The following is a 19276-nucleotide window of genomic DNA, read 5'->3' as shown; positions in this document are numbered from 1 at the left end:
GGTCATTCGGCGCGTACTGGCCGAACTGAAATCACTGGAGGGGGAATGCGTCACTCGCCGTTGTACCTGGCACTCGCCGTGCTGGGCTGTGTTTGTCTGTCCACACCAGTCGCCTTCGCCGCCGCGGAAGCCCAAGCGGAAACCGCGGCCACCGCCGATGCATCCAAGAGCAAGGCCAAGGACAGCGAAACCCAGCTGGAAGCCGTCACCGTCACCGGCTCGCGCATCCCGCGCGCCAACATCGAGGGCCCGTCGCCGGTCATGGTCATCACGGCCTCGGACATCCGCGACAAGGGCCTGACCTCGGCCTATGACATCGTGCGTTCGCTGACCCAGTCCACCGGATCCGTGCAGACCCAGCAGTTCCAGGGCTTCACGCCCGGCGCCGCGCAGGTCGACCTGCGCGGCCTGGGTCCCAACTACACCCTGGTGCTGCTCAACGGCCGCCGCATGGCGGACTTCCCGCTCGCGTTCAATGCGCAGAGCAACTTCACCGACATTGCCAATATTCCCGTCTCGCTGATCGAGCGCGTGGAAGTGCTCAGCGGCGGCGCGTCGGCGGTGTACGGTTCGGACGCCGTCTCGGGCGTGGTGAACTTCATCCTCAAGGAGAAGGCCGAGTACTCCGAGGTCAACTATCGCGTCGGCGATACGGAGGACGGCGGCGGCTTCTCGCAGCGCCTGCAGGCGTCCACCGGCGGCAGCGTCGGTGATTTCGACTTCCTCGTCGGCGTCGAGCTGCTCAAGCAGAACCCGATCTTCCAGTACCAGCGCGATTACCAGGATTCGCTCTGGGACGACCCGACGCTCAACGGTCGCAATGCCATCGCCTCGCGCACCTTTCTGCGCTGGAATCCTGCGGCCCGTACCTACATCGATCCGGGCCAGGCCACCTGCGATGCGTTGTCCGACCTGAACTTCGGGTCGGTGCACTATGCCTTCCGCCCGGGTCGTGGCTACTACTGTGGTAGCACGGAAGCGCTCTACGGCACGGTGCAGGCCGAGCGCAAGAATGCGATCGGCTACGCCTCGATGACCTATCACCTCACGCCGGATATCAATCTCTACGGTGATTTCCAGTTCGCCCGCACCCGCGCCAAGTTCGGCGGCGGTCCGAACTACTGGAGCTACACCGGTTCGCCGGACAACACCTTCTTCAATGCGCAGACCGGTGCACTGGAATCCTGGCAGCGCATCTTCACGCCCGAGGAAGTCGGCGGGCTGGACGCCATCCTCGACTACAACCGCGACCGCACGGCGTCGATGAACGTCGGTATCGAAGGCTCCCTGGGCGACTGGCACTACGACGCTGGCTACGCCCATTCGGCCTTCCACATCGTGCAGGCGCACCGCGCCATCGTGGCCGCGGATGCCGACCGCTTCTTCCTCGGCCAGTCGCAGGGTGTCGACGACGACACTGGCTACACCATCTTCTCGCCGGATCCGACGCGCCTGTACCGCCCACTGACCCAGGCCGAGTACAACAGTATCTCGCGCTTCACGCCGATCAACGCGGACACGCGCGCTGAATCGTTCACGCTGACCGTCGACAACGGTGAACTGTTCGAAATGCCCGCAGGACCGGTTGGCGTGGCCGCGGTAGCCGAGTACGGCACGCAGGTGTACTCGATGCGCATCGACCCGGACGTGCTGGCCAACCGCTATTTCGGTTGGACTGGTACCGGTGGCGCCGGCGCACGCAGCCACTACGCGGTGGGTGCGGAATTCCGCGTGCCGCTGCACGAAACCCTCAACATCACGCCGGCCGCGCGGTACGACAGCTATTCGTTCGGGGGCAATACCACCGGCAAGGAGACCGCCTCGCTGGGCGCGGAGTGGCGTCCGCTGGATTCGCTGCTCGTGCGCGGCAGTGCCGCCACCAGCTTCCGCGCGCCGGACCTTCACTACCTCTATGCCGGACCCAGCGGCGCGTACTACACGCTGACCGACTATTACCTCTGCCGCACCCGCGAGCCGGATGTGCCGACCAGCGAGTGTGAGTTCGACGCCATTTCCGTCAAGGGAACGCGCACCGGCAGCACCAACCTCGGCAACGAGACTGGCCGTTCGTTCACCTACGGCTTCGTCTGGTCGCCGTCGTCGAACTTCGATCTGAGCGTGGACTACTACCGCATCGAACTCGACAACGCGATCACCGACCGCGACCTCGACGAAATGCTGCAGACCGAAGCCGATTGCCGCATCGGTCAGACGCTCGGCGGCGTGGCTATGGACATCAATTCGCCGACGTGCCGGGAAGTGCTGACGCTGATCCACCGCAATCCGGATTCCGCCCTGGTCAATCCGGGCCAGATCAACGGCGCAAACACGTACCCGATCAACGCCTCGGCCATGCTCAACTCGGGTATCGATGCGTCGGTGAACTACCGTTGGGAAACGGCCAATGCCGGTACCTTCAAGTTCGGCCTGAACTACACGGGCGTGCTCAAGTACACCTACCAGCAGTTCGAGGGCGATCCGACGCAGAATATTCGCGACGACCTGGGCTACAACAACCTGCGCAGCCGCGCCAGCGGTTCGGTGGAATGGACCTACGGCGCGTTCTCCACGACGCTTTTCGGCCAGCGCTACGGTTCGCTGCCCAAGCGTAACCAGAGCGGCCGCTATGGGCCGTCGGCGACCTACAACCTGTCGGCGTCCTACGCCTTCAACGAGAACGCCAAGCTCAGCGTGGCGATCGACAACGTGCGCAACACGCCGCCGCACCGCGACAGCACGAACGACCGCTATCCGTACTACGACATGTTCCAGTTCGATCCAATCGGTCGCCAGTACTTCGTCGAGTTCAGCTATCGCTTCGGCGTGGTGGGCGGGAAGTAGCCGTATCGTTGGTGAGATACGAAGGGCCCGGCTTCGGCCGGGCCCTTTGCGTTCCGGCCATCAGTCCCCCGCTGGCTTCGACTTGCAGGCCCGTCCGGTTGCGGTCTGCAGCCGGCAGGCCAGCGCCCATCGGTTCTTCCGTTCGGCTTCTCTGGCGAGCGAGCCCACCAGCCATTCCCGCGCGGCAACCGCGTTGATGACGGGCGTCCAGTCCTCCGGTGGCAGCCAGTCGACCAGGCTGATGCCATAGCCGAACTCGTAGCCGAGTACTTTTGCCAGCGGCGGGTCGCGGAAGAGCCAGGCGTCCGCTTGCGCTTCTCCATTGGAAGGGTGGATGCGGAAACTGCCTCGATAGCCTTGCCGGTCCAGCCTGGCCAGATGCCAGCCTTGCGCATCGGCCCCAGGGCGTCGTAATCGAGTGCCAGGACGGGCTTGGTATAGCGCTGGCGTTCGTCGGACCAATGGTGGTCCAGGAACGCGTTACTGGCCGTACTCGGGGTGTGTCTGCTCCAGCCAGAGCAAGGCGTCGAAGGCGAGATTCGTGGCGGGGTCGCTCGAAGCGCCGGGCGCGCCGGCTACGCGTCAGCGCGGGTCCAGCCGCGCGATCGCTCGACCGCACGCGCCCAGGTGTGCAGGCGACCGCCCGCTTCGTCGCGGCTCATCGCCGGCTCGAAGACGCGGTCGACCTGCCAGTTGCCAGCCAGTTCCCCGGTGGATTCCCAATAGCCCGCGGACAGGCCCGCCAGGTAGGCGGCGCCCAGTGCCGTCGTCTCGGTGCAGCGCGGCCGCACCACCGGCACGCCGAGGAGGTCGGACTGGAACTGCATCAGCAGATTGTTCGCGGAAGCCCCGCCGTCGACACGCAGCTCGGTCAGCGGATGCCCGACATCCGCCTGCATTGCCTGGAGCAATTCGGCGCTCTGGAACGCGATCGATTCCAGTGCCGCCCGGGCGATGTGCGCGCGCGTGCTGCCCCGCGAGAGCCCGACGATGGCGCCACGCGCGTAGGGGTCCCAGTGTGGGCTGCCCAGGCCGGCAAAGGCGGGCACCACGTGCACATCGCCGTGATCCGGGACGCTGGCCGCGAGTGCTTCGACATCTTCGGCGCGCTCGATCATGCCCAGGCCGTCACGCAGCCATTGCACCACGGCGCCGCCGACGAAGACACTGCCTTCCAGCGCGTAGCGGCGCTCCTGCGTGTGCGAGGCAATGGTGGTCAACAGGCGGTTGCTGGAATGGATGCGGCGATCGCCGGTCTGCATCAGCACGAAGCAGCCGGTGCCATAGGTGTTCTTGGCCATGCCGGGCACGAAACAGGTCTGGCCGAACAGGGCGGCCTGCTGGTCGCCCGCGACGCCTGTGATCGGAACCGGGTGCCCCAGTGCGGTGGCCAGGGCGATCGGCTCGCCGCGCGTACCCGATGGCACGACCTGCGGCAGGCACGGCAAGGGAATATCGAAGAGTGCCAGCATGGCCGGATCCCACTGCCCGGTATCGATATCCAGCAGCAGGGTGCGGCTGGCGTTGGTGGCGTCGGTGACGTGCCGCGCACCGTCGCTGAGTTTCCAGATCAGCCAGCTGTCGATGGTGCCTGCTGCCAGCTCGCCGGCCTGCGCGCGCTCGCGGCCGTGCGGAATCGCATCGAGCAGCCAGGCCAGTTTCGTGGCGGAAAAATACGGATCGAGCAGCAAGCCGGTGCGGCGACGGACCTGCTCCTCGTGCCCTTCGGCCTGCAGTTGTGCACAGTGCGCAGCCGTGCGGCGATCCTGCCAGACGATGGCGGGTGCCAGGGGCTTGCCGGTGGCACGCTCCCACACCAGGCTGGTTTCGCGCTGGTTGGCGATGCCGATGGCCGCGATATCGCGTGGACTGGCGCCGACGCTGGCCAGCGCCTGGTGCAGCGTATCGAGCTGGGAGTGCCAGATCTCCAGCGGATCGTGCTCGACCCAGCCCGATTGTGGAAAATGCTGGGTCAACTCGCGCTGCGCGCGCGCCACCGGATGACCGTTGCGGTCGAACAGGATGGCGCGGGAACTGGTGGTGCCTTGGTCGAGCGCGAGAATGTAGGTGGCCACGAAAGGATCCGCGAGTCAGGTGGACGAAACGCCATACCTTACACGCTGGATCACAAAGAAAAAATGCGACGTCGCGCTGCCGCGACGTCGCCGCAGGTGCCCTGGTCCCTCAGCGTCAGCGGTTCGCTGTCTTGCGCGCGGCGCGCTTCTTTGCGGCCGCGCGCGGGGTGGTCGTCGCGCGCTTGGTGGTGCTCTTGCGGGTGGTGCCGGTGACGCCCTTCTTCGGCGTCGTCTTGCGTGCGCTGGACTTTGCCGCAGGCCGTGTTGTCTTCTTTGCGACGCTCTTGCGTCCCGCGGCCTTTTTCGCCGTGCCGGCACGGGTGGATTTGCGTGTGGGGTGCTTGGCCTTGGGGCCAGGCTTGGCGCCGCCGTCCTGTTTGTTGACGGTGGCCCAGGCGCGCCGCTCGGCCTCTTTCCTGGATACGCCCTGTTCCTCGTAGCCATCCTCGATGTGCTCGGCCTTGCGCTTCTGCTTGCCGGAATAGGCGGATTTGTCGCCACGTGGCATGGTGATCTCCTTTCGCGTTTGGACCTGACGGTGGGGCAATCACCGTGCCAACGCCGGAGTGGCGTGAAATCGCACCTCGTGCTACGCCGAAGCAGTGCAAAGTGCACAATCCCGCGTCGCGCCTCGTGCGCGACGCGGGCGTAGTGCGTGGCAGGCACGCGACCAGTGCTCCGATCGCGTGCCGGTGACGTGCCTCTGGTGAAGGTCAGAAGAACGCGCAGGTATCGCGCAGCGTTCCGCCTTGTCCGTCGACACTGCCTTCGGTCTGCCAGGCGATGGAGACACCCAGGGTTCCCTGGTTCAGCAGAGTGGCGTTGGCGGAGGCATTGAGAAAGAGACGGTGCGTGCACTTGGTCTCAGCGATGTACTTGCCTTCGCGCACGGTGGCACCGTTGCCCGGCTGGTTGTCACACGCCACGCCATAGCCGAAGTTGCCGAAACCCGAGGAGACGTTGCTGGCGCCGAACGGCTGCGCGCGGCACTGCACGTCACAGGCGACGCCGGCTTCCTGAAAAGCCAGGTCCTTCTGGATCATGAGGACGCCGAACACGTTGTGGTAGGTGATCCGCCGGTTGGGCCAGCGCGACGAGATCCGGGTCGAGGTCGGCCGGCTGGCCAGCCCGCAGCGGCCCGCGGCCGTCACCTTGGCCGGCGTCGGGCTGGAATATTCGATCTTGGGGCCCCAGCCATCCAGTGCGGCCTGGCGGTTGTTGCGGACGATGGAATCGAGGAACTCGATGCTCGGGTCGTACACGACGCAGTGATTCTGCGTACGCCAGCAGAACTCAGCCGCCTGGTAGCGGTGTTCCTGCTTGCCGATCGTTGCCACGACGTCGAAGAGACGGTACGTCCCCAGATCGAGCGGACGGCCCACCGATTCAAACTGATCCAGGCGTGCATCGAGCTGGGCCTGGTCGATCACTTTGTTGGCCACGGTGACGAACTGGGGCTTTTCGATATGCACACCGGATTCGCTCGCTTCGATGACCATGGTCGGATAGCCGACCAGGCTGGCGAGATTGCGGTCACCGAGCGATCGCATTGAACCGGATTCGCGTTCGGCGAGGTCAAACACCACGATGTTGCGCGTTGCCGCGGTGTAGTCGCTGTAGACGCCTTCGGCATAACCGGGTGGAACCGGCAGCGGAGCGGCGTAGGAGACGGCAGAGCCGGCCAGGGCAACGAGGAGCGAAAGGGCAAGACGAGTCGGATGAGTCATCGTATTTTCCGTATGCGTGGGTGCCTGCTGCCGGTGTTGAGGCCGGCAGCAGGCGGTCAGGGAACGGCAGGGTCGGGTTCTGCCGTCGCCTCGGAGAGGCTTGGTGCATTACGAGAAAGATGTACGGTTTCGTCGGTGCCGCAGAGAATATTTTCGCACCTTGCGGCAACCGGTCAGCCGTCGCAGGATTCAAAGCCTCCGGCGAAGAGGTCCGGCGAAGGCTGGGCGAGCAGGTCAAGGGTCAGGGTGTTGAGCGGACCGGGAAGGATCTGATCGTCGGCAGCATTCGTCAGAATGACCAGGCCGTGATGACGTTGCGGTTGCAGCATCGTGCGGGCATAGAAGACTGCCAGGCTGCCATCGTGGGTGCTGGTCGTCACGCCGTCGAAATCAAAGACGCCCCACCCGGCGGCGTAGCCGTTTGATGACTGCGGCGTATGGAGGTGCGCGTAACTGGCTGCGCTCAGGCCGCGCGGGCAACCGTTCAGGCCGTCCAGGTGCAGGCGAACGGTTTTCAGATAATCGCCTAGCGTCAGGCTCATGTTGCCGGCGGGAGTGAGGATGGCCGGCACCTGTGCCAGGTCGGAATCGGGGTCAACAGGCACCCACGTGTCGTCCTGGCGGAAATGGCCCCACGGCCCGGCAAGGCCGTGACCGGCCGGCCAGCCGAAACGCGCGGAGGTGATATCCAGCGGCGTCAGCAACTCCTGGCGGACCCATTCTTCATAGGGCAGTGGATGCAGCCGTTCGAGCACTGCACCAAGGACGATGTAACCGCCGTTGGAATAGCGGAAGCCGGGCGTCGTGGGGTCATCGAACACGGGCGGCTGTCCCAGCGCAAAGGCAGTAAAGACGCGGCGGGCTTCGCGCGGATCCGGCGACAGCGGCGGCAGCTGCGCCAGCTCGTCGGCGTGCTGGATGGGCAGGATGCCGGCGCGGTGACCCAACAGCTGGTCGATGGTGACGCTGCGGTAGGCAGGCAGCATCGTTGGCGCGAGCTCGGGAAAAATTTCGTCCAGACGCGAATCCCAGCGGAGCAATCCGCGGTCCACGTCGCGTGCGATCAACCAGGCGGTGATCGCCTTGAGGTTGGAACCGATGTGCATGCCGTCCTCTGGCACCAGCGGATCACTTTGTCCTGCACGCCGAACGCCGACGACGGCCTGGTGGCTGGAGCGTGGCCCGAAGACGGCGGCGATGGCACCAGGAACCTGAGATCGTTGCTGAAACTGTGTCAGCGCCTGTGATATCGCCAGGTCATCGGCAATAGCGGGGGTGGCAGCGGCGGTGACGCCGGCCATGAACAGCAGTGTGCGTAGCATCGAATCGCTCCATGAAGCGCCGGAAGGGCGGCGCTCGGCGACGATGCCGGCGTTGCGTCGAATGGCCAGTGAACCGGGTCAGCGGGTGCGTGACGTTCAGCTATTGACACGATAGCAGCCGCCGGGGCGATGCCATGACGCCGCATGAACGCCCAGGGTGGCACGGCACCGCAGCCCGCCTTCCTGTGGCGGGCTGCATCAGCGTCGGGCTTCAGAATTCAAAGTCATCGCGGAACAGCGTATCGCTACTGCCGAACACCGTGATCTGGAAGGCCTGCGTGACGGCAATTCCATTCGGCGCTGCGGGATCGGCGATGTAGTAGCGTCCGTACAGCGTCTGGCCGGTGAGTGCCGGGTTGGTGCCCAGGTCGATGTTGATCGAGGCGTAGCCCGCGTTGCCGGTGCCGGCAAGAGTCACGGTGCGGTTGGTGAAATCACCGGTCGGCACGCTGCCCGGCGTGCCCGGGTCGGTGCGCGAAACCACCAGCGTCGCCGCTGCGCCGGCCGGCCCGCCGGAGACGGATACCGTGAAGTTGTCATTGCCCAGCAGCGGCGGCTCGATCGCACCGATCACCGGCACCAGTCCGCCGGCGCCTGCCACGCCGTTGCCGACAATGCGCGGCACCCGATCGGTTTCGGTAAACAGGGTAGGACGCTGGAACGGGCCGGTTTCCGCGCTGACGCGAAGATCGGTCAGCGGGCGACGCAGGAAGGCCAGGAGTGCGGTCTTCTGCTGCGCCGTGAGATTGCGTGGACGAATGCGCGGATCCTTGTTCGGCGCGGTGAAATCGCCGCCGCGGTCGTAGAAGTCCACCACCTGTTCCAGCGTGGTGAAGCGGCCATTGCTCATGAACGGCGAACGCAGCTCCACGTTGCGCAGGCTGGGGCTGCGGAAGGCACCGCGATCGTTCGGATTGTTCGTCTGCGCAAAGCGGCCCAGGTCGTCGTCGACCGGCCGCACACCGATATAGTGGAACTGGTTGTCGCTCATCAGCGCACCGCCGTGGCAGGCCGCGCAGTCGTTCTGCACGAATACCTGCTGGCCGGTGCGCTCGAGGTTGGTCAACGAGGGCGTGCCGCCACGCTCGGCATCCAGCGGCGTCTGGTTGCCGGCGAGGGTGCGCTCATAGCTGGCGATGGCCAGGGCGATGCGCGCCGCCGTGATGTCACTGCTGCCGAATACTTCGGCGAACAATGCCGGGTAGTCGCGGCCGGCGATCCAGGTGGTCAGCGCCGTCGGGACATTGGCCGCGAGGGCCAGCGGCTGGATGCCCGTCAGGCGCTGGCCGATCGTATTGACCTGCGCACCCGTGAATGCCATCTCGACGGTGTTCACCAGGGGGCCGAGGGCCTGGTTCTCCAGGGCACCGCCCTGGGCGATCAGGGTCTGGTTGGTCAACGGGTCCACGAAGGTGCCGCCGGCACGGCCGTCCCAGAAGAGCAGGGGGGCGTACGCGGCATTGACTGCCGACGGCGCGCGCCGGCCGCCGACCTGGATGCCGATGCCGAAGCTCGCCACCGACTGGTACAGGCCATCGCTGCCGTGGGCCGGCACGCCGGCGGATCCGTGGACATCGTCTGGCGTACCCACGAGGCCGTCCTTCCCGGGGTTGGTGCTGCTGGCGAGCGCCAGGCCGGTGCGCGGGTCAGCACCGCCGCCAAACGGCCGATGGCAGGTGCCGCAGGCGACGGTACCGGTCTTTGACAGCTGCTCCTCCCAGAACAGCGCCTGGCCAAGGGCGATCTTCGCGGGCGTCTGCGGATTGCCGGCCGGAATGGGCGGCGCCCCCAGGGGCGGCGGCGCGCCCTGCCCACAGGCAGCGGACGCGCACAGGAGGGCGAGGTAGCCGATCCAGCGGGAGGAAAGGGTCTTGGTCATCTGCGTGCTCCACGAAACGGCCCGCCATGGACCGTCGGCGCAGACGATCGCGGAGGATTGCGCAGAAACGATGGAGAAACGGTGGAGTGTCTGCGCAATCGGCCGCCGGCCGGCATTGATGTGCGTCCAAAAAGCAACAATGCGGCCAACGCGCCAATGCGCCTGCTCCCGCGTTCCGCGGCCCGTTTGATCCCCCAATCTGTTACGGATTGTGACGTCGCCGCGACAGATCAAGGGTTCGTTGCCGTGCAGCATCAAAAGGCGTCAAAACGCTGGCGGTGCGACGGTTGATTTTGGGTATTGGAGACAAGTCCGCACGACACGGGCAGGGGCTTGCGGACGTGGCGTCCGTTCCGGGAACGGAACGGGCTTTATTTCCAGACTCATTCACCTCAGTGAGGGGGAGTGTCATGTTTACGATGAAGCGGGTCCTAGCGACCCTGATCCTGGCTGCGTGCACGGCGGGGGGCGCCGTGACGGCGCAGGCTGCTACTGATCTGACAACACGGATGGAGCTTGGCAACAACACGGCGGCGCTGGCCGCGCAGGCGGCGCTGGGGCAACTGAGCGCCTCCCTGGCAGCGGAGGAGGGCAGCCTGCCTGCCGGATTCCCGCTGGAAGTGACCGACGTGCAGGACCTGCGTCGCGCCACGATCGGATTCGGCTACGAGGAGTTCACGGCGGATCCGGCCGCCCTGATGGCGGGCGACAGCCTGGAGAAAGCCGCGCGTCCGAGCGGCACCTGGCGCTACACGGTCCTGGTCGATGGCCAGCCGGTCGGCATGATGAGCATGGCCTACGTCGGCGGAAAGTGGGAAGTCGCGTCGATCGGTGCGGCGCGCCTGGCCAACGAGGTCAACGACGCGGTCGCCCAGATGCAGAAGGGGCAGTCGCTGCGCGTGATCCGCGTGCCGCAGGCGACGTCGGATTTCGTCGAGATCAAGGGTGCGGGCCAGAAGGCGAAGTTCGTGCCGCTGGATGCTGCGCGCCGTTCGCTGGATATCCAGCAGGCGTTGGTGACCAAGCAGGGACAGGCCGTGGATGAGTCGGCATTTGCCGCCAGTCTGCGCGACACCGTCTCGCGCAATCTCACCCAATGACGAACGGACATCTCCTGGAGCTCACCATGAAATCCTTCTTCCATCGCGCGCTGTTCGCGTGCCTGACGCTGCTGTCGACGTCGGCGTTCGCCGGCGACGGATACCGCTATCTGCCCATCAATAACGTGCGGCAGGAACACAGCAACTGGTGCTGGGCGGGTGTTTCGGCCTCGGTGCTCAACTGGTACGGCCACCGCCCGAGCCAGTGCGGCATCGTCAACTGGGCCTTCAACATCAACTATGCCTGCGGCAACTCCAACTTCTACTGGAACAGCTACGCCAACCGTCCCAATGGCATCTACGGCGGCTACGGCGATATCCAGGCCATCCTGCGCAGCTGGAATGTCTACAGCTACGGCAACAACTACGCGTTGAACTGGTCGGCCGTGGTCAACGAAGTGCGCAACAACCGTCCGTTCGTCATGCGTTACGGCTGGACCAACGGTGGTGGTCACTTCATCGTCGGCTACGGCTACAACGACACCAGTGGCACCCGCTACATGGCCTACATGAACCCGTGGCCGGGTGAAGGCTATACCTGGGTGAACTACAACTGGGCCGTCTCGGCCAGCGATCACCGCTGGACGCACACGCTGCGGATGTACTGATACGACCGAATACCCTGACGTGAAACCCTGGAGTAGCGGGCCCTACTCCACAGCGTCGGCGCTATAGATTGCGTAGCCATGTTGACCCGAAGGGTCCACCCGGGGTGAGCCTCGCGACGCGGCCAGATTTCGCGCAGCACCGACCAAATCACCCCTCACGCGCCACGCCACCAACCGCAACGTCGACTGGCGACGACCGTCGCACCGCGAGCCAGAGGCACGTCCTTCCTTCACCGAAGGCCCCCGCAACGCCGGGCCGGTCGCGAACAGCGGCGCGCAGTGTGATCGCACCGGCGGGCGGATACGCGCCACTATTCCGCGACACGAAATCACGCACCGCCGGCTGCCACTCGCGCAGCGTCAACTGCGGCGCACCCGGCACCGGCTGAAACTCACTCCCGTTCTGCTGGGAATCACCCGAGCGTGAGTGATTTTCAACCAAGGATCCGGGTGACTTTCAGTCAACGTCGATTGGCGACCAGTCGTCCTCGACTTCGGCGCAGGCACGGCCGGAGGGAAATCAGGCAGCGTCGACGAAAAGTCATTCACGCCCCCGGCACCGTTTCACCCAGTGATGGGCAATTGCATACGAAGGGCGAGCGATCCGCAGTCGCGCGGTTCTGACATTCAGCGGCAGTCGGTTGAAGTGCCGTCGCGGGTGCGTGGTGTGAAACCGGCGCCGAGTGAGAATCACTGACGCCTGCGTGTCTGGCAGGTCGGGTGTCGGGGTACTTTGTCCCGGCCATCGGTGGCCTCGCGGGTATAAGTGAACAATGACTCACAAGTGCTTTGATGCGCACCCGGGTCTGCCATTTCGAGATGTCGATCTATGAGGCAGAAAGGCGTGGCCCTGAAGGCAGCGTCTGGCCAGTAGGTGTGGGACGGTGTTGCCTGCAGAACCAGACCAGATCGGCACAAATTCTGTTACGCACGGACTGGAAGGATCCTGCGACCTACTGTTGCCTGGCCAATGCGCGGATAATGACCGGCCCGCCTTCACAGCCCTCGACGGTCGACCGCCTTGATGGATTTTCGACGTTTCCTGCTGGCGACCCTGGTCGCCATGGGTACCGGTTTCTCTGTTGCCCACGCGCAAAACTCCCGCGACACCGAACTCGCCCGCCTGAACACCGAACGCGCGCGCCAGGCGGCGCTGGCCGATCGCGATGTGGCAGCGGGCCGCGCGGTGCTCGCGGCGATGGGTTCGCACGCTGCCGCGCTGGATGATCGCCAGACCCAGGCCGAGTTCGCGCTGCGTTCGGCGCGCGAGCGGGCGGAGCGCCTGGCGGCCGCCGCGGCCGGCAGCGGCAGTGCCGCGGATGCCGCGCTGCGCGACCTGGCGGCGTTGCTCACGCCGGTCAGCCGTACCGAATCGACCGCTGCGCCCTCGGCGGTGTCGACGCAGGTGCCGCAGACCGTGCGGGCGACGTCGGCTCCGCGACCGGATCCGTCGCCGGCGGATCTGGCGGCCACGCTCGATGCGCCGATCACCCCGGCCATCCAGGCGCTGGCCGATGAACTGCACAAGCAACCGGTCGCCGTGTTCGAGTGGGTGCGCAAGCACATCGCGTACGTGCCCAGCGCCGGTTCCCTGCAGGGCGCGCAGGGCACGCTCGATGCGCGTCGCGGCAATGCGACCGATACGGCCAGCCTGCTGGTGGCGCTGCTGCGTGCCAGCGGCGTGCCGGCGCGCTATGTCGTCGGCACCGTCGATGTCGATCGCGAGCGGCTGCTGCGCTGGCTCGGTGTCGATCGCATCGAAGCGGTGACCGAGCTCTTCAGCGAAGGCGGCGTGCCGTTCCAGACGGTCGTGGTGGGCGGGCAGGTGGCCTCGGTGCGCTTCACGCACATTTGGGTGGAAGCCTGGATCGACTTCGTGCCCTCGCGCGGCGCGCGCCACGTGGAAGGCGATACCTGGCTGGCGCTGGATCCGAGCTTCAAGGAACTCACCTATTCCCCGGGCCTGGACCTGGGCGTGCTGATGGCCCTGGATGTCACCGGCACGAGCACGGCGATCAGCAACGCCGCGACGGTCCATCGCAACGAACGCTACCTGTCGGCCCTGGGCGCCGATGTACTGGCCGCGCAACTGGATTCCGCGACGCAGCGCCTGCACGCCGCGCTCGCCGCCCGCGGGCTCGCCAACGCACCGTTGTCGGAGCTGCTGCCGCGCACCAGCGATGCCACGCCGGCCTATCCCTTCTTCCCCGGCAATCTCGCCTATACCGTGGTCAGCGCCGACCCGGCGATCAGCGTGCTACCCGATGCGCAGCGCCATCGCCTCGAATGGCAGGTCGCGCAGCGCGACGAAACGCCCGTGCTGGCCCTGCAGCAGCCGACCGTCGCCCTGGCCGGCAAGCGCGTCGACCTGCGCTTCGTGCCCGCCACGGATCTGGACCGCAGCGCGATCGAAGCGCTGGTGCCGGCGGCGCCGGGCAGCTTCACTGACCTGCCCGAACGCGTGCCGGCGTACCTGATCCGCGTGCGCGCCGAGCTGTGGCTCGACGAGGTCCGCCTCGCCCAGTCGGACGACCTGCCGCTGGGTGCGGCCCTGTCCGGCGAGCTGCGCCTGGCCGGCCCCACCGGCACGCCGCTGCACACCACGCAAACCCTCTTCGCCGGCGAACCGCGCAGCCTCGCGCTGGACGCGCACGGCGGCATCGCTGCGGACCTGTCGCGCAGCGTCGAAGCCCTGCGCAGCGCGCAGCAGGCCCTGGTCGCCGGCCAGCCGATCACGCTGCCCCTGGTCGATCACGTGCTGCGCGTCGGCGGCAGTGGCCACCAGGCCGCCTCCGGTGCCTACCAGAGCTGGCTGTCGGGCCTGAACAAGACACGCTACTACCGCGCCCCGAGCGCGACGACGGCCTATGCCGCGCTCGCCGTGACTGCGCCGTTCGGCATCGTCAGCAGCGTGCAACCGGCGGGCCTGGGCCTGAGCGATGTGTCGCCGCGTCACCTGGGCGCGCCGCTCGCCGGCGGCAACGAAACCCGCTTCGTGCGCCAGAGCCTGGCCGCGCAGTCGGGCTTCGGTCATCTCCTGCTCGAACAGCTCTACGGCGGCACCGGCCACTCGGCCGTGCGCGTGTTCGCGACCGCGCTCGCGGCCCAGCAGAACGTCTATACCTTTGCACCCGCCGACACCGCACAGCTGGCCGCGCTGAACCTGCCGGCCCCGATCAAGGCCATCGCCCAGGCCGCGCTGGCTGCCGGCGATACCGCCACCCTCACCGGTACCGCACAGGATCTGTCCGGCTGGACCGGCCACGCGCTCCAGATCGACTACCCGGCCGCCCGTGGCGGCGTCAGCCTCGTCTACGGCACGGCCGCCGATGCGACGCCGGAACAGACAGGCGCCAATGTCACCACGCCACTGGCCCGCGGCGCCGTCTTCACCGGCTGGCTCGCCCCCGACGTGCCGCCGCGTCTGCAAACGCTGTGGCAGGGCGAACTTGATCCGGTCATCGCCGGTGGCGTGGGCCTGGTCACGATCGCGCAGAACCCGCTCGGCATCGGCACCTCCACCCCGATCGAACAGGTGCTCGCCGGCAGCGTGATCGACGGCAGTGTCCGGGTCGATCCCCTGGTCAGCCAGCACCTGTGGTCGCTCCTGGTCGGCCCAGTGCTGAGCGTGGGCCCCTTGCTCGATCCGCTGGCCCCGGTCGTCGCGCTGGCTGTGGAACCGCTGTCGCTGGAACTGGGCCAGTCGGCCGTGATCCGCGCCAGCGCCACGGACAACCGCGCCGTGACGAGCCTCCTCGTCACCGCCGCCGGCGATGCCGTGACGCTCACCAACGGCAGCACGACCTATACCCCGACCCGCGCCGGCGTCATCCCGGTCATCGCCCGTGCCCGCGATGCGGCCGGCAATCTCGACGAGAAGCGCGAAGAGCTCCTGGTGCGTGCACCGGGTGACACCAGCGCGCCGGTCGTGCTGATCACCAGCCCTGCCGACGATGCGGAGATCACACAACCGGTCGAGGTCACCGGCAAGGTCGTCGACGACAGCCTGCGGTCCTGGTCCCTGGCGGTCCGCCCGGGCAATTCGCCCGGCATCCCGCCGGTGGTGATCGCCAGCGGCACCCAGGCGGTCGACGGCGTGCTCGGCACGCTCGATCCGACCCTGATGCTCAACGGCGCCTACGTGCTGATCCTGCGCGCCGAGGACGTCAACGGCGGCAGCGCCGAGTACAGCGTGCCGGTGCGCCTGGCCGGCGACATGAAGATCGGCCACTTCCAGATCAGCTTCGAGGAAGTGGAAGTGCCGCTGTACGGCATTCCGATCCGCATCACCCGCACCTACGACACGCGCCAGTCAAAGGAAGCCCTCGACTTCGGCTACGGCTGGAGCGTGGACTACCAGAACATCCGCCTGCGCGAGAGCCGCAAGCTCGGCTACTCCTGGCGCCTGGCCCAGGACGGCGGCGGCTTCGCCCCGTTCTGCGTCAAGCCCAACGGCGCACCGGCCGTCACCGTCACCTTGCCCGACGGCAAGGTCGAACAGTTCCGCGCCCGGTGGTCGCCCGAGTGCCAGCAGTTCCAGCCGCCGGTCTACGGCACGCTGGTGTTCGAGCCGGTCGACACGCGCACCACCAGCCGCCTGGAACAGCTCGACTACGGCCAGATGCGCCTGGCCAACGTGGCGGGCGGGGCGTCGGACATCATCGACATGGACTCGATCCAGCCGATCGATCCGACGCGCTACCGCCTGACCACGGCCGAGGGCATGGTCTATACGTTGAACCAGCAACTCGGCATCGAGACGATCGCCGATCCGCTGGGCAACAAAATCACCTACAGCCGCGATGGCGTGACCCACAGCTCGGGCACGCGCATCGACTTCGTGCGCGACGACAAGAACCGCATCACCGATATCGTGCTGCCCGATGCGCGGCGCCTGAAGTACCGCTACAGCGCCGCGGGCGACCTGGCGGAAGTGAAGGACCAGGCGGGCCTGGCCACCACCTTCACCTACCTGCCGTCGCAGCGCTGGCCGCACTACCTGCAGGACATCATCGATGCGCGGAACATCCGCGCGGTGCGCCAGGAATACAACGACGAGGGCCGCCTGGTCGCCTCGGTCGATGCGGAAAACCACCGCATCGAATACACCCACGATATCGCCGGTCATACGGAGATCATCAAGAACCGCCGGGGCTACGCGACGACCTTCGTCTACGACGACAACGGCTGGGTGCTGAGCGAAACCAATGCGCTCGATGAGCAGACGGCGCACACCTACGACACCAACGGCAACGAGCTGACCACGACCGATCCACTGCAGCGCACGACCACGCGCACCTTCGATGCGCGCGGCAACGTGCTGACCGAGACGAACCACCTGCAGCAGACGACCACGCGCACGTGGACGTACTTCAATGAGCTGGAAACCGAGACCGATGCGCTGGACCGGCTCGTCGTCAGCAATGACTTCTACCGGCACCCGCAGACCGGCGAGCCGACGCAGTACCTGCGCTCGACCACCAACGGGGCGAACGAGAAGACCTTCTTCGTGCTCGACCTGGGCAGCGCCAGCGGCAACACCGGCAATCTCAAGTCCATGACCGATGCATCGGGCGCGACCAACGCGTTCGAGTACGACGGCCGCGGCAGCGTGATCGAAACGCGCGATGCGCACGGCTGGAAGACGACGATCGTGCCCGACGCCCTGGGCCGCACGACGAAGGAGATCCGCCGCCGCACCGTCAACGGTGCGATCCAGGAGCTCGTCACCGAGCACGTGCTCGACGAGAAAGGGCAGGTCAAGGAAAGCCGTCATCCGGACGGCAGCACCACCAAGGCCACTTACAACGCCATCGGCAAGATCGCCACGTCGACCGACGCGCTCGGCCGGGTGACGCACTACACCTACACCGATCGCGGGGAAGAGGAGCGGGTGACCTTTCCCGATGCGACCTACACCGAGAAGACCTACGACGAGGAAGGCAACGTCCTGACCGAGCGCGACCGCGACGGCCGCGTGACGACGATGAAATACGACGCGGCCAATCGCCTGAAGGAAACGATTTATCCGGATGACACGCCGGCAACGCTCGATGACAACCCGCGCACGGTCAACCACTACGACAAGGCGGGTCAACTGGTCGGCGTGACCGACGCGCGCAACCAGACCACGACCTACAAATACGACGATGCCGGTCGCCAGACCCACGTCATCAACGCGCTGCAGCAGACGACCGAGACGATCTACGACAAGGCCGGCCGCCGCGAGGCGGTGATCGACAGCCTGGGTCGCACGACGCGCTTTATCTACGATGCCGCCAACCGCCTGACCGAGACCATCCACCCGGACCTGACCCCGGCGACCGACGCCGACAACCCGCGCACGTTTGTGGGCTACGACGCCGCCGGCCGCAAGGTGAAGGAAACCGACGAAATGGGCCGGGTCACGCGCTTTGCCTATGACGCGCTCGGCCGCCTGACCCAGGTGATCCTGCCCAACCCCGCCAACGGCGCGAACCCGGATCTCGTCAACGGCGAAAGCCCCGCCGGCAGTGGCACCCTGGTCACGCGCTACGGCTACGACGAGCTCGGCAACAAGCTGACCCAGAAGGATGCCGAGGGCCGCACCACGAGCTGGACCTTCGACAAGGCCCAGCGCCCGCTGACGCGCACCTTGCCGCTGGGCCAGACCGAACGCTTCCACTACGACGCCCTGGGCCGAAAGGACAGCCACACCGACTTCCGCGGACGCACCACCGCGTTCCGCTACAAGCCCCAGACCGATTACCTCGAAACGATCGACTATCCGACCGATCCCGACGTCACGCTGACCTACACCGCCGGCGGCGAACTGCACACCGTGCAGGACGCCAACGGCACCACGGTCTACGCCAACGACGTCCGCGGGCGCCTGGAAAGGGTCACCTGGCCGGTGCGCCCGGGCGAGGCCATCGCCCCGTTCGTGGAATACCAATACGACGCCAACGGCAACCGCACGAAGCTCACCACCCCGAACCAGGTCATCGACTACCAGTTCGATGCACTCAACCGCCTGGACAAGGTGCTCAAGGGCAGCGAAGTCATCGCCGACTACGGCTACGACGGCGTCGGCAATCGCGATCACCTCGTCTACGCCAACGGCACCCGTACCGATTACGCCTACAACCTGCGCAACCGCCTGACCGGCATCACCCACAAGGCCGGCACCTCGCTGCTCCTCGGTGTCGTCTACACCGTCGATGCCTCCGGCCTGCGTACCGCCATCGACGAAACCGGCGCGATCCGGCGCCACGTCGACTACCGCTACGACAAGGTCAAGCGCCTGGAAAACGAAACCGCCGTCGCCCAGCTCGCCAGCGGCGCCGTCACCCGCAGCACCACCTGGACCTACGGCAAGACCGGCAACCGCCTGACCCAGAGCAAGAGCGTCCAGGCCGGCGCCACCTCGGGTTTTGCCAACACGGTGTATGGCTACGACGCCAACGATCGGCTCGACACGGAAACCGTCACCAAGAGCGGCACCCTGCCGGGCGTCATCGCAGGCGTCACCAGGTACACCTACGACGAGGCCGGGAACACGATCAAGAAAGTCGCCCCCGACGAAACCGTCGAGTACGCCTACGACGATGCGAACCGGATGAGTGAGCTCAAGACGCTCGCTGGCGAGGTCACCCGGTATGCATACAACCACGCCGGGATCAGGCTCAGTCAGACGAGCAAGGCGGGGACGGCCAATGCGAAGACCAGTCATTACCTGATTGATC

At 66.4% G+C, this 19276-nt stretch carries 9 protein-coding genes and 1 pseudogene; 4 read left to right on the top strand and 6 right to left on the bottom strand.

The window, feature by feature from the left end; translation table 11 throughout:
• Positions 1–45: 45 nt before the first annotated feature.
• Complete coding sequence (locus N4264_RS00050; protein ID WP_261695043.1) at positions 46–2841, top strand: TonB-dependent receptor plug domain-containing protein; 2796 nt, start codon at positions 46–48, stop codon at positions 2839–2841.
• 60 nt (positions 2842–2901) lie between these two features.
• On the opposite strand, the gene N4264_RS00045 is transcribed toward N4264_RS00050, so the two are convergent.
• The 6 genes from N4264_RS00045 to N4264_RS00020 form a co-directional block, all read right to left on the bottom strand.
• Entirely contained in the window at positions 2902–3303 is a 402-nt protein-coding gene (locus N4264_RS00045) for a hypothetical protein (RefSeq protein ID WP_261695042.1), read from the bottom strand.
• Between the two features lie 113 nt (positions 3304–3416).
• Positions 3417–4916, bottom strand: coding sequence for a glycerol kinase GlpK (glpK, locus tag N4264_RS00040; protein ID WP_261695041.1), 1500 nt, complete (start codon positions 4914–4916; stop codon positions 3417–3419).
• A gap of 115 nt (positions 4917–5031) precedes the next feature.
• Positions 5032–5424, bottom strand: a complete 393-nt coding sequence (locus tag N4264_RS00035; RefSeq protein ID WP_261695040.1) for a hypothetical protein — start codon at positions 5422–5424, stop codon at positions 5032–5034.
• A gap of 205 nt (positions 5425–5629) precedes the next feature.
• Positions 5630–6643, bottom strand: a complete 1014-nt coding sequence (locus N4264_RS00030; RefSeq protein ID WP_261695039.1) for a hypothetical protein — start codon at positions 6641–6643, stop codon at positions 5630–5632.
• Between the two features lie 173 nt (positions 6644–6816).
• On the bottom strand, positions 6817–7965 hold the full coding sequence (locus N4264_RS00025) for a serine hydrolase domain-containing protein (protein ID WP_261695038.1): 1149 nt from the start codon (positions 7963–7965) through the stop codon (positions 6817–6819).
• A 211-nt stretch (positions 7966–8176) separates the two neighbouring features.
• Complete coding sequence (locus N4264_RS00020; RefSeq protein ID WP_261695037.1) at positions 8177–9844, bottom strand: cytochrome-c peroxidase; 1668 nt, start codon at positions 9842–9844, stop codon at positions 8177–8179.
• A gap of 410 nt (positions 9845–10254) precedes the next feature.
• Between N4264_RS00020 and N4264_RS00015 the strand changes: the two genes are divergently transcribed.
• The 3 genes and pseudogenes from N4264_RS00015 to N4264_RS00005 all read left to right on the top strand — a co-directional run.
• Positions 10255–10944, top strand: a complete 690-nt coding sequence (locus N4264_RS00015) for a hypothetical protein (RefSeq protein WP_261695036.1) — start codon at positions 10255–10257, stop codon at positions 10942–10944.
• 26 nt (positions 10945–10970) lie between these two features.
• Positions 10971–11552 carry a C39 family peptidase gene (locus N4264_RS00010; RefSeq protein ID WP_261695035.1) on the top strand — a complete coding sequence of 194 codons (582 nt, stop codon included), beginning with the start codon at positions 10971–10973 and terminating at the stop codon, positions 11550–11552.
• Positions 11553–12576: 1024 nt separating this feature from the next.
• Positions 12577–18852, top strand: a pseudogene (locus N4264_RS00005) (transglutaminase domain-containing protein); the annotation flags it as partial.
• Positions 18853–19276 lie beyond the last annotated feature (424 nt).

The sequence above is a fragment of the Tahibacter amnicola genome, assembly GCF_025398735.1.
GTDB classification, from domain to species: Bacteria; Pseudomonadota; Gammaproteobacteria; order Xanthomonadales; family Rhodanobacteraceae; genus Tahibacter; species Tahibacter amnicola.
Note: the sequence above shows the minus strand (reverse complement) of the source record. Positions and strands in the feature narration are given on the sequence as shown.

Coding starts and splice junctions, on each gene's coding strand:
- N4264_RS00030 (WP_261695039.1), bottom strand. CDS start 6,643: ATGACTCATCCGACTCGTCTTGCCCTTTCGCTCCTCGTTGCCCTGGCC.
- N4264_RS00010 (WP_261695035.1), top strand. CDS start 10,971: ATGAAATCCTTCTTCCATCGCGCGCTGTTCGCGTGCCTGACGCTGCTG.
- N4264_RS00020 (WP_261695037.1), bottom strand. CDS start 9,844: ATGACCAAGACCCTTTCCTCCCGCTGGATCGGCTACCTCGCCCTCCTG.
- N4264_RS00050 (WP_261695043.1), top strand. CDS start 46: ATGCGTCACTCGCCGTTGTACCTGGCACTCGCCGTGCTGGGCTGTGTT.
- N4264_RS00035 (WP_261695040.1), bottom strand. CDS start 5,424: ATGCCACGTGGCGACAAATCCGCCTATTCCGGCAAGCAGAAGCGCAAG.
- N4264_RS00025 (WP_261695038.1), bottom strand. CDS start 7,965: ATGCTACGCACACTGCTGTTCATGGCCGGCGTCACCGCCGCTGCCACC.
- N4264_RS00015 (WP_261695036.1), top strand. CDS start 10,255: ATGTTTACGATGAAGCGGGTCCTAGCGACCCTGATCCTGGCTGCGTGC.